Source organism: Janthinobacterium sp. TB1-E2, assembly GCF_036885605.1.
Lineage (GTDB): Bacteria > Pseudomonadota > Gammaproteobacteria > Burkholderiales > Burkholderiaceae_D > Janthinobacterium > Janthinobacterium aestuarii.
Map to the genome: position 1 here is coordinate 1,578,656 of NZ_CP142523.1, position 12,502 is coordinate 1,591,157.

The window sequence follows — 12,502 nt, forward strand, 5'->3', positions numbered from 1 at the left end:
ACCATTATCGATAGTCAGTTGGTAGCTTAAAATCGTTCAAATAATGTCTTGGCCGACGTTGCCATTATGATTTGTGGGTGATAAGAGCCATTATGCGGTTAAAGGTCACGCAATTTTGCCGTCTGCGAGACCAGTGCGTCCATCATTCTTTTTTGACGTATATCGTAGCTTTCCCGTTGGGGGATCATGCCAATTTTGTCTAGTTTCAATTCTGCTTTTTGTTCCGGGTATTGTTGCGCAATCGACCTACGCAAACTGTCGAACAAGGTCATATCGTAGTCTTCGTAGAACCGCTGTTCATTAATGAATGTAGAATCGTGAAGGAATACATCGCGTTTTTCGGTGGGCATCTCAACCAACACCGACGGAGTCATGTACCAGTCATTACTACATGACATGATTGACTCTACAAGGTTGAGGGCTGCAATATCGGAGGAGAAGCCCTGCATTAATCTATCCAGTAGCCACTGTTTGCTCTCTTTCGGAGCGATGCCCATAACCAATGTGGACTGCTCATATGGAATGACAGTGAAAAAGAAATCAAGGGCCATGTCACCACCTTCGACGATGGAGAGAACAGTGTTCAAGGCTGCCGGAATCCTGAAGCCCAAGCGTCGGAAGACAATATGGTGGCTAAGCTGTTCTGTGGAAACAACGCTGAAACCATCCAACGGTACTTCGTCGATGATTTCCAGCTTTGCTAGTAGTTGTTCTGGCAGCTGCATCACCTGATTCGCGCGTCGACTCACGGATTCCACCACTTTCGCGTATTCGGTCATAAAAAAAGTCTTACCTTGCTCTTCTTGCAGCCAAGGATATTCTTCGACATGGGCTTCGATAATGCTTGTGATATCCATTTCGTTTAGACTTGCATGTTTCAGTTCCGCGATCCTGGATTCGGTGGAACAAACCGATATGACTGACCTGTATGCTTGCAGTAGTAGGCTTCTCGCGTTAGAAATTTCCTCGATATCTAGAATCGAGAACAATGAGTCGTGTGTTTCGCAAAAGCCATTGAAGGCCGTAGCGTCGTTGACACCAATACTGCCGAACTGCAATGTCTTGATGTCATTTTCTCTACGTGAAACAATTGTCTGCAGGTGCCCTTTTTCGACAAGAGGTGCTAGCGAAATCGACTTGGAGATCGCGTGCGAGAAAATGCTTTTATCAGCGCAACAGGGATAGAGGCAACGCCACTTCCGGTTTCGATTAAGAATTTTTTTCAATGCCACTTCATGGTGATTATCGCTATTGAGAATTTTTTTTAGTGCATCGTTATCCATCTTGATAATCCTAATAATTTTTCATTGCAGATATGAAGGTTGTTGCTGTCGGCCTTTTCTATCTAGAACTTCCAACATGGCGCTGCTCAGAAGTCATATATAACAATCTTGTAGAATTTTGCTTTACGTGTACCAGAAGAAGGGGGAATAATCAATCGTGAGTATCTTCCGGAGTAAGTGGGCACGAGACCATGACGACTGACCACGTTCTCCGGAATACGGAATATTCACTCATGAAAGAGGCAGCATTCTGGCTGGATCGTTCGACGTGGCCTACTTATACCTCGAAAGGCTTATTTCCCCGCGATACCTGCTTGTCCAATCTGCTATTTATTAATTCAAATAACGTCTCGAATTGGATTAGACTTTGATCCGACAATATTTTCTCCGGCTCTGAGGCCATCTTCTTAAGAAATAAGCGCGTTGGTCTGGTTTTGTGAAATGCGATGCCTAGATCGCTTAATCCTGTTTCAATTCGCCTCGCAATCCGTGGGATGTTCGCGTTGAGACTTAAAGTCCTGCCCTTCAACTCAGCGCTGTAGCTCTCTGTCACTAAGGATTCGTAGATTGCTGGGTCTAGAAGATCCTCAATATCGGCCTCATTTGGAGTTGGAGTAAATGCTTCTGACACGAAGACGACGTTTTGCTCGCGAATGAGCCTCGACTTCAGCAACTCAGCCTTGGTAGCTTTGGAGTCTCGCTCGGTGTCGAGTAGAACCAAAACATTTAGTGACTCGGATGTCAGCAGCGCGACCATGTATGAGACCTTCTGAGCTCCTCCAGCTGGCGTCATTGTAAGTGTTGGATTAAGCGATGTCCTATTCGTTTCAATCATGTAGGCGCTGACTGCGCTCATAATCCAGAAGTCTGTGACCCCCTCTACAATCAGATTGTTGGGGCCAATAAAAAGGCTCTGAGCAAGATCGTAACCAAGCGCAGCTTGAAGTGGGAAAAGTGTCTTGGCATCGCCCGTTGGGTCATTTGTGACGGTGGTGCCAGCGCCTTCTGCAATATTAACGGTACGCACCGAATCGAGCGCATGTGTTGGCACCATGAATGGCGAGTGCGTGGAATAGAGAATCTGATTGGAGAAGTCAACATCAAAGTGGCGTAGCAGGTCGGATTGGGACTTTGCATGTAAATATAGGCCTGGTTCATCGAGTAGGATCACCGCGTTCTCCGCGTGGCCTCCATCAGTATCTGCAGAAAATGCTATGTAGAACGCAAAAAACCATTGGAAGCCACGACTTCTTTCGTTGAGGTTAATTTCAACGTCATAAGTGCTCGTTGGATCAGAGATGATTGTATCCAGATGGTGGGCATCGAGGTTGAATCGAATCTTGAGGGCGCGATCCTTCCATAGGCGTTTAATTTCAGCCGTCACTACAGCACTGGCACGATTGACGAGTTGATTGCGAGTCTCGTGATCATTCTGCCCAAGTAGTGTCTGAAGCCCTTCTGGATCAAGTCCTGCGACTTTACATAGCTTCTCAAAGTTTTTGTCCGAGTCATTTAATTGACTCTGCGACTTCCGTTGTATGTAGGCCGCAATGTCCTGGTGGCCCGCAAGATCCGGATACTCGTCGATATAGATAAATTTTGGAATAGTGGTAACCGCCCAGCTTCGAGCTTTCTGCTGAGCGTCTTTGTCTCCCGTAATGTTTTCGGCCAGTTCTTCGATTTCTGAGAGCAGCTCTTCCTGTTTATCGGTTAATTCAGCATCAGCGCCAGCCAGGGTCGTTCGTAGAGATTTGAACGCAGGTTCAGCTACGGTCGCCCAAGTCTCGCGCGTTTTTGTGATAGAGGTTGCAGTTTCAAAGACATCGGCTGCGGTATCCAGCGTGGTGGGATCCTCTTGTTTTTGGGCTACAGCTCGAACTGCTGCCGCCACTTTCTTGACCTTGTTCTTGATGTCGGCTTCATCGAAAGGTATGCTCTTTAATTCTGGGAATCCTACTGTTCTTATACCACCGTAGGTTCGTCCGATGGTTAGCTGTGCCACTGAGGTGGCACGTGGAAGCAACTCCAGTAAAGCGTATTTATCGTCATCGTTTAGTTCCCAAGTGGTAGACAACACTGGTGTGTTGTCTATGCATTCCTCTAGGCGCCTGTGCCGTGGAAAGTCTTTTATGGGATTCAGAGCCCGGAATCCTTCAATGGGGTTAAGGCTGTGCAATGCCCGTAGGAGGTTCGATTTTCCACTTTCGTTTCGGCCTAATAGGGCAGTTATGCGAGCAGCGGAAATTTCACCGCTATCATTGATCGAGCGATAGTTCCGTACTCTGAATGAAAGTAATCTCATCGGTCCTCCATCGTTAATATTCAGCAATGGTACCCGATTGTCGGGCGTCGATATTACCAAATGTTTGAAGGCGATAGTACCTTCATCAATTTTTCGGATCTTTGACGACTATAGGCCGGGACTGCGCCGTATTAGCAAAGATCCATTGCAAGAATACGTACTACAACGTGTGTCCGGCTCTTGATGCCAGCGGCCAGTGCTATATGGCCGGAATGGGAGGAGACGTATGCAATTGTGCGGGATGGAAATGCACTTGCATACGGCATGGTCCGCCATCATCCTATTGCAGCTAGTCTGTAGAAAGTGCGCATACTCTACGGCGCGTTCTTCGCGCCAAACTACGAACTTGTCAGGGGTAAGCCGGAGAACGGTTCGATTCCGGACCGTGTCTGAACAGATGCCCCGGCTTTTGGCCAAAAGCTCACTGTTTCGGCGATTTGTCCCTGAGGCCTAGGGCGGAATCGAACCACCGACACAAGGATTTTCAAGCCGGGACTTGTTGTTGCACCAAAATCGTTGATCCCCCTGCGCCAAGACGCCGCTAGCGCAGAAAGTAGATTGCGACAGGAATTGCCATCACCCATATGGCCAGTAGAGCGGTGCGCATATTGAGGCGTGAGCGCAGGCTGGCGATTGATTGCTCAGCCTGCGAACCAGCTTGAGTAGATGCGGTTCTAAGCTGTTCCAGCTCCTCTTGCTGTGCCGAGATGTGCTGCTGAAGGGCCTTGATTTCTTGCTGCCGCGATTGCGAAGACTGTTCCAAGTATTTCAGCAAGTTGGCAAAGGTGGTTTGTTGGGCATGCTGATCCTGGAGCCGTAGCTTCAATTCCTGGGTTTCTGCTAGAGTCCGAGAGTCCGCCTGAACCAGCCCTTTGCCGAGCGCTTCGAGTTCGAGCTGCTGTGCAAGGGACTGTTTCTGAAGGCTCGACAGATCTGCTTGCTGCCGCTCGGATTCTTGCTGTAATGTGCCGACCGTTTCGGCAAGAGTATGGTAAAGGTCTACCTGCTCTTTGACAGCCTGCCCTAGATCATCGGTCTGATCCAGCAAGAGGCTGATTTTGGTATCGTGCCCGCCGAGCGTTCTCCCCATCTGATCTTGCTTTCGGAGCAAATCCTCCTGCTCCTTCAATTGCTTGATGACGGATAGTACTTCAGTGCGTGCCAGCTCGGACAACTCCTCCTCAGAAGCGCTGCGCAGGCGCATTTCCAGTTCCCGCACCACGGTGCGGTTGGCGGCGATGTTGCTTACCCCCAAGGTAAAGAGATATTTGGTGACATCGGCAAGCCGTTTTTGCATTTCAAAAGACAGCTTCTGAGCCTTGGTGCCCGATGTGACTGCGTCAGCCAGTGCAATACCCGCCTGCTGAAGCCCCTCAATGGCGGCTTTTTTCTTGTCGGTAAAAAAACCTCGGTCTGCTGATTGCTCGCGTGCTTTTTTCGCACTGGTTTCGGCGAGTTCCGCATCGGCGAGCGCTTTTTTCACTCCCTCATCCAGTTCATTGAGTTTCCCGATCTGGGCCTGAATGAGTTCAGGCAGCCTGTTGTCGTCGCGCTGTATTTCCGGATAAGCAGTCATATTAATTAGCCCCATTTAAGGAGCTGGTGAATGTCGTCAATAAGTCCAGGGTTGTTGGCTTCAATGCCGGTTCGCATCGTCCCGATCCGCTGCAGGGACGAGCGATTCTCTTTCCATGCACGTGCAAAGATGTCCATGGACTGGGACATGATTTGTTCGGCCTCCCGCAGGCAGGTTTCGGTGTGCGTAGCGGTTTGCCACATGTCGGCCTGCAGATAGGCGACCTTGGCATTGGCCCAGTGCAGTTGCTGGCTCAGCACCGCGATGCGCTCATCACGTGCCCGGCTCCTTTGTGCGCCCATCGATACGTCGGAGTACACCGCGACCGTAAAGCGGCCAATCCCCACGAAGTTCACGCGCAGTAGCAGCTGTGCGCCAAATTGTCCCCAGTTGCCGCCAGATTTCAGTGCGGCGCGAATGGCCGCATCAGCAAGGTCCACGGCCGTAAAGGTACCGGTGGCGATAGTGAGCATCCGCGCGATGGTGCGATTTTTCCAAGGCAGCGTCTTTTTCCATTCGATGTCCTGGAACGATTTTTTGGCTTTTACCTCCGTCACCAGGCGGCTAATGAAATAAAAGGCACGTACCAGCACTTCGTTGATCAACACAGGCACTGCCTGGCGTTTTACTTCGTGCAAGACAGCCAATTCAGCGCGCAGATCGAATCGCTCGTTTACAAAAATCTCCTTGAGTTTTTTTGGCAGGCCCGTCTTGTCCAAGCTTGGAATGGTTGAGAGCTCCTTGAGCAAAGACACGATAGGTCCGGGGATGCCCATGCCTGCGCCGGCCGTCTTGTTGCTGCCAGACATATCGCTGACAAGGTGAAAAAACCAGTTGACTGTGCCGCAAAAGATCTTCGAGGGAATGTCAGAGCCGATCAGTTTCAACCCATTTTCATCAATGTCGATGGGCAGGAAGGTGCCCTCACTATTTTGGAAATATCCTGTCTTGGTAAACTGTGTCAGGATAGAAAAGAACAGGCCGATTGGCGTCGGATGGTGCGCCAAGTCATCAAGGTGATGGCTTCTGGCCGAGATTTTTGCGTTTTGGTTTTTCCAGATGTTGTCGGTTGGGAGCGGAAACTTCTTTTCCAAGAATTCGATGGCGCCATCCAGGCGTTCGCCTTTGTAGCCTTGCGCCTTGGCACTCTTCATGACGAAGTCGTTAACCGCATGATTACTCCAGGCTTTGCCACGCTCGAAGCTGAATTCGCCTACCCAAAACACATCTATCAGTCCCGCCAGCAAGCCGCTTCCAACGGCCACCCAGTTATCAATGTGGTCTGCATGGTTGGTCAGGCGGTCAATCTGCTGGTCCAGCTCATCGATCCGATCTTGTGTGGACTGCATCTCACGTTGAACGTGGTTCAAGCCAGCGAGAATGTCGTCGGATGCTGATCGCCCAGAAGACGGCGCGGTCGCGCAGAAATCGAATACGACCTCAATGCTGTCATCAACGACCTTGAAGGCGGGAAGACCCAGTCGGAGTTCGTTCGATTCGTGAAGCATGCGGCACCTGTGTTGTTGAGCGTAGGCTTTTCGTTTGCGCTACCGCCCGCGATGCCGTTCTACCTGGAAATACAATTGTATTGCATCAACATCCGGAGCAGAGAATATACTTTTGCAGCCACCAAACTTTTGCAGCCACCAAACGTTCGGATGGCCTGCGTCTGTGTGCGTATTCCGCTGAAACTGGACAGCTGCTAAAGGCCAAGCTGGACACTTGGGACGTGGCGGCGCGGGGGAATGGTGTGGTTTTACACCTGAGGGGATTGTCAAATTGGTCAACGCAGAACAAATGGATGCATGGGCATCTCGGTCATTTGTGGGCAGCACGATGACGAGGCGCTGGATACTCCGGACGATTGGATGATTCTGGCGGTTTCGCGGAGGGGAATGTGGTGGGACGCTGGTCGGAAATAGACCGGACGCAAGGACTTTCTACTCTACAAACAAAAACGCCAACCGGTGATGGTTGGCGTTTCGTGAGGCATATTCTTGGTGGCCCGGAGCGGAATCGAACCACCGACACAAGGATTTTCAATCCTTAGCTCGAATGGATATTTTTTGTTGCATTAATCCATGGTGCAGGTAGGCAACTTTTCGGTAAGGGCATCGTTGGGGGTATTCTTTAATCTAGCATCCGTCAAATTTAGCTATCCATGCGCGTTTTCAGGCATGATTGGAATCCCCCTCTCGAAAAACATAAAGCTACCCTCGGGTAGCTTTTTTTTCATCTGTACGTGGAGAGAAGCACTTCGTTCCGCTGGCGCAGGGCGATGCTCTGCGAATTCTCTGCTTCACCTTGCGCGCTCTACGCGGGAGATTCGAAGGATCAGGCCTACCGGCCCTTTCCGAATCGACCAACTGCTACCGCTGCGCGGCAGCCCCGCGCGCCTGTGGCGCGCGTTCGTGGTTCTAATCAGCTTTATGAATGAGCATGCTTTTACGGCGCCTAGCGCAACAGTTCGTGTCCAAATGGTGGACCTTATCCCGCGTCTATGCCGGCACACAGCTTTATGATTTCATACTAAAGCGTCCAACTTCTGCCACTGTAATCCGCGAAGCTGCCCTAACCAGCCAAAACCGCCGAAACAATCGAGCGGCGAAGCACGGTCTTCCCGGCATCGATGCCACGCTGTGAAAACGCCGGCGGCAACGCGACTTCATCCGCAGCAGTGTTGCCTGGCGAAGCCGTTTCCTTTACCAGCATGTTGGCGCTATTCTCGACCTCGAAGTACTCGTCCCAATGCACTGGAACTTGATGGGAGCGGCCATCTCCGCCTCTCACCGAGACGTAGTGGGTTCGCGCGATGCTGCGGAAGCCGCTCGCCGTTACCTGCACTTTCTGCGATCCGTCGGCCTCCTGTTGCATGGATGTCTTCAGGATACTTCGCGTGACGCACTCGGGATGCCTGAACATTGCCTCGCCGTGGTAATTGGCAATCGCTTCATGCTCCCAGAAACAGGGTTTGTGCGAATACGTGTCTTTATAGATGTCCGAGTGCGGTCGATGCTGTTGGTACAAGGGGATGGCAAGCAGCGGGGCGATCCCGAAGTAGAATGACTTGAAGAAATCGTTGTGATAGGCGTTGAAAAACATGCGCGCCTGGGCGAGTTCGTAGGCAAGAAATTTCTCCGGGGCGCCGCTGATATCGGTAGCACGCATGTGTCCCGATTCCAGGACGTTGATCATGCGGGTTTTTTCGAATACGAAGGTGTCGCCAAAACCTGTTTGACTATCCTTGAGCAGCTTGAGCATTTCCTGTTGCGCCAATGGCGTGAACAACAGCCGGAACTGGACTTCATGGTTGCGGTCCGTGGCATCGAACAAGGCGTCGAATTCGCGGTTGGCCATCACCGTAAAAGTATGCCCCTCGTCGACATCGCGGGACTTTTCTTCCAGCTTCTTGATGGCGCGATTCTTCCGCCATTTGTCGAGGAAGCCGTCCTCCAGGCGGGAGAGTTTTGACGGGTGGCGGCTGAACACGAGATCCGGCGCCGCTTCGTTGCCGTAAACGATAAACGTCTGGTTTTCGTACTCGGGCATGGGACGCTCGATCGATGCCCGCAGAGTTTCGTGGCGGGTTCTGGTTTCCGATTTGCCTTGCGAATTGCGGTACTGTTCCGTCCAGCTGATAGCCAGCGAGCCATGGTATGTCTTGCTGCCCATCGAGTGTGACAAGGTGCGTGCAAGAATGAACGGGTTGCCGTTCAGTACGCCGCTGTGCGAGAACTCGATCGAGTGGTTCTCACCAAGATTGCCATACCAGCCAAAGCTGTTGCGCAGCTCTTCCATGCGGCCGTTGCTGAAATACGGGTCGAATGCGATGCGAGGCACTGTTTGTTGCATCAGCTTCGCCACGATATCCCAGTCGTACAGGTGGTTCAGCGGCACCATCTGGCCCCAGGCCACGGCACGCTTTTCGTCGCAGGCATCCTGCAGCCGCTTTAACTGCGCGTCGGAATCGTTGATGATGCGGTTGAGCGTATGAATCGCAGCGGCAAGCGCAATCGCCGGGACCATGAGCCATGGCCATGCGTGATAGGCGTAGATATAGAGTGCCGCCAGTAACGCGGCCACGATGCTGGCGCCGCGCAGGATACGCCACCATTTGTTGCTGGAACCGGCGCCAGCGGCCTGCTTTTCGAGCACGCGTAGTTCCTGCACCGTCGTGATGTTGGCGTTCTCGTCCACGCCGGATTGGCGCACGAGGTCTTCGAAAAAGTCCGACGTATTGCTGGCGTGAGCATTTTTGAAGTGGAAAGAATACTGCTCCAATGGTTCATGGACGTCGTTGATCAAAAGAAGACGCTCCGGGCGGCAGCCTTGGTTTCGGCGGAGGCAGTGAAAGGAATGCGCGTGGTATAACCTTGTCGCGCCGCGACGATCTGCTTGGTCGGCCAGGCAAAGACGTCCTGGTTCCACATGCCGACGGTATCGTTATACAGCGTGCGCGCGGCGGTCACTTCCTTTTGCAGATAACTGTTCTGGCGCATGGCATCGGCGATGACGGCTTGTGCCTTCAGATCGGGATAGGCTTCGCACGCCAGGCTGATGCGGGAAAAAATCCCGTCGATTTTCTGGGATGCCTGATTGCGTTCGGCATCGGGGTTTTGTCCACTCCGGTAAGCCGCTACCGACTTCATCACGTCCTTGTCGAGGTCGATCGCTTTTGCGACCAGGCCAACCACGTTGTTCAGGACGACGACGCGCTGTTCCAGGTAATTGTCGATCTGTGAAGCATCGGCCTGGATTTTCTGCTGCAGCTTGCGCAGATACGCCAGGGCGGAGATCTTCATGAACAGGAAGACCAGGCCTGGCAGTGCCCCCAGCACCAGGAGTGCCAAGCTGTACGTTTGCGGCAACGCACCGGTCAGCAGCGCCAAGCCTCCAATCAGCGGAAGGACGGTCCACAGGGCGATTTCAAATATGAGCGACCCGGTGCCGACTTGGACGGAAATCTGCTTGCTGATGACGTTGATGTCGCGCCCCTGCTCATTTATCGGGCCAGTTACTTCGTCCAAATCATTTGCCATGCTTGAAAATCCTTTGTATTGAGTGTTTCTTATTGAGCGACTCTCGCTCGGTTGCAAAATATTTCGCTTTAGCTTTTTAAGTGCGGGAGCGAAATGTCGGTGTATTGTGTATATTTCCCAAAATCAATTTTTTTTGTCATCATATCTTGAAGGATGAGGCCCTATCAAGGGCGGTCAAGCCGATATTTCACATAAAGTTTCGGGGAAAATCCTCGATACTTTCCGGTGCGACCAATTTTCAGCCAGCCGCCTGCATAAACCCGGCAGCAGGGAGGTGGGCACTGGATAAGGGACACCCGCTTCCAGCCGGCCATAGCGTCCCAATAAATTCCTTCTGGGCCGGCAGGCAATCCCGCGCTCCACCGTATCTTCGGCTGCGCCAGACCAGACCTTGCGGAGAAATAAATGATCGAGAATTTTTTAAGGCTTTGCCATCGGCAAATAGAGGAAATGCAGGAAGGGGCTGCAATGCAGCGGTGAAATAACACTGTCGAGCTGGATGAACGGCAGTATTAATTAATTTTTACGAATTTAATGACAGGAATGGCAGTACGGCCGGATAGAACGATATCGATATCGATTGCCGTTAGCATCGGCGCTATCGATTCGCGGTATGCCTATCAAGCATTAACATCCATCAGCAAGCGGGATTGCCGTTCGGTTAACGAAAAAAAACCCGCCGAAGCGGGTTTTTCACTTTACAACTAAGCCAAAAGCTCAGAACTGGTTCATCGTGTTGTCTTTGCCAGCCGCCTTCAGCGCCGCTTCGCCGCTGAAGTAATCCTTGTGATCGTCGCCGATGTCCGAGCCGGACATGTTTTGATGTTTCACGCAGGCGATGCCCTGGCGGATTTCCTTGCGCTGCACGCCGGCCACGTAGCCCAGCATGCCTTGGTCGCCGAAGTATTCCTTGGCCAGGTTGTCCGTCGACAAGGCTGCCGTGTGGTAGGTCGGCAGGGTGATCAGGTGGTGGAAGATGCCGGCTTCGCGGGCCGAGTCGGCCTGGAAGGTGCGGATCTTCTCGTCGGCGGCCAGCGCCAGTTCCGTCTGGTCGTATTCCACGCTCATCAGCTGGGCGCGTTCGTAAGCGGACACGTCCTTGCCTGCCGCTTTCATCGCATCGTAGACCTGCTGGCGGAAGTTCAGGGTCCAGTTGAACGACGGGCTGTTGTTGTACACCAGCTTGGCGTTCGGGATGACCTTGCGGATTTCGCTGACCATGCCGCCGATTTGCGCGATATGCGGTTTTTCCGTTTCGATCCACAGCAGGTCGGCGCCGTTTTGCAAGGAGGTGATGCAGTCGAGCACGCAACGCTCTTCGCCGGAACCGGCGCGGAACTGGAACAGGTTGCTTGGCAGGCGTTTAGGACGCAGCAGCTTGCCTTCGCGCTTGATGATGACGTCGCCATTGCCCAGCGCGTCGGCCGACACTTCTTCGCAGTCGAGGAAGGAATTGTACTGGTCGCCCAGGTCGCCTGGTTCATTGGTGACGGCGATCTGCTTGGTCAGGCCGGCGCCCAGCGAGTCGGTACGGGCGACGATGATGCCGTCGTCCACGCCCAGTTCCAGGAAGGCGTAGCGGATGGCGCGGATCTTGGCCAGGAAGTCTTCATGTGGCACCGTGACTTTGCCGTCCTGGTGGCCGCATTGTTTTTCGTCGGACACCTGGTTCTCGATCTGGATGCAGCAGGCGCCCGCTTCGATGAACTGTTTGGCCAGCAAATAGGTCGCCTCGGCATTGCCGAAACCGGCGTCGATGTCGGCGATGATGGGCACGACGTGGGTCACGTGGCCGTCGATCTTGGCCTGGATGGCTTGCTTGTCAGCACCTTGGGCAGCGTCCAGCTGGCGGAACAGGCCGCCCAGTTCGCGGGCATCGGCCTGGCGCAGGAAGGTGTACAGCTCGCGGATCAAGCTGGTGACGGCGGTTTTTTCATGCATCGACTGGTCTGGCAGCGGGCCGAACTCGGAGCGCAGGGCAGCGACCATCCAGCCGGACAGATAGAGGTAGCGGCGGTCGGTGCTGTTGAAGTGCTTCTTGATCGAGATCATCTTCTGTTGACCGATGAAACCATGCCAGCAGCCCAGCGACTGGGTGTATTTGGATGGGTCGGCATCGTAGGCGGCCATGTCGTTGCGCATGATCTTCGCCGTGTGCCTGGCGATGTCCAGGCCGGTCTTGAATTTGTTCTGGGCGCGCATGCGGGCGGCGGACTCGGGATTGATGGCGTTCCAGGCGCTGCCTTGTTGGTCTTTCAAACCGGCAACAGCCTTGATGTCGTCTTGATATTGGGACATGTGT

7 protein-coding genes are annotated in these 12,502 nt (G+C 52.8%); all 7 read right to left on the reverse strand.

Annotated elements, in window-relative coordinates:
• Nucleotides 1-98: 98 nt before the first annotated feature.
• On the reverse strand, nt 99-1,283 hold the full coding sequence (locus tag OPV09_RS07070) for a hypothetical protein (RefSeq protein ID WP_338680959.1): 1,185 nt from the start codon (nt 1,281-1,283) through the stop codon (nt 99-101).
• 277 nt (nt 1,284-1,560) lie between these two features.
• Entirely contained in the window at nt 1,561-3,585 is a 2,025-nt protein-coding gene (locus tag OPV09_RS07075; RefSeq protein WP_425324028.1) for an AAA family ATPase, read from the reverse strand.
• 541 nt (nt 3,586-4,126) lie between these two features.
• A complete protein-coding gene (locus OPV09_RS07080) occupies nt 4,127-5,161 on the reverse strand; it encodes a hypothetical protein (RefSeq protein ID WP_338680961.1) in 1,035 nt (344 codons plus the stop codon).
• Between the two features lie 5 nt (nt 5,162-5,166).
• Nucleotides 5,167-6,669, reverse strand: a complete 1,503-nt coding sequence (locus tag OPV09_RS07085; RefSeq protein WP_338680962.1) for a hypothetical protein — start codon at nt 6,667-6,669, stop codon at nt 5,167-5,169.
• 1,063 nt (nt 6,670-7,732) lie between these two features.
• Nucleotides 7,733-9,466 carry an MAG1210 family protein gene (locus OPV09_RS07090; protein ID WP_338680963.1) on the reverse strand — a complete coding sequence of 578 codons (1,734 nt, stop codon included), beginning with the start codon at nt 9,464-9,466 and terminating at the stop codon, nt 7,733-7,735.
• A complete protein-coding gene (locus OPV09_RS07095) occupies nt 9,463-10,200 on the reverse strand; it encodes a LemA family protein (protein WP_046685382.1) in 738 nt (245 codons plus the stop codon). Before OPV09_RS07095 ends, OPV09_RS07090 begins: the two co-directional genes overlap by 4 nt.
• Before the next feature lie 717 nt (nt 10,201-10,917).
• On the reverse strand, nt 10,918-12,498 hold the full coding sequence (locus tag OPV09_RS07100; protein WP_338680964.1) for an isocitrate lyase: 1,581 nt from the start codon (nt 12,496-12,498) through the stop codon (nt 10,918-10,920).
• Nucleotides 12,499-12,502 lie beyond the last annotated feature (4 nt).

Coding starts and splice junctions, on each gene's coding strand:
- OPV09_RS07070 (WP_338680959.1), bottom strand. CDS start 1,283: ATGGATAACGATGCACTAAAAAAAATTCTCAATAGCGATAATCACCAT.
- OPV09_RS07075 (WP_425324028.1), bottom strand. CDS start 3,585: ATGAGATTACTTTCATTCAGAGTACGGAACTATCGCTCGATCAATGAT.
- OPV09_RS07080 (WP_338680961.1), bottom strand. CDS start 5,161: ATGACTGCTTATCCGGAAATACAGCGCGACGACAACAGGCTGCCTGAA.
- OPV09_RS07085 (WP_338680962.1), bottom strand. CDS start 6,669: ATGCTTCACGAATCGAACGAACTCCGACTGGGTCTTCCCGCCTTCAAG.
- OPV09_RS07095 (WP_046685382.1), bottom strand. CDS start 10,200: ATGGCAAATGATTTGGACGAAGTAACTGGCCCGATAAATGAGCAGGGG.
- OPV09_RS07100 (WP_338680964.1), bottom strand. CDS start 12,498: ATGTCCCAATATCAAGACGACATCAAGGCTGTTGCCGGTTTGAAAGAC.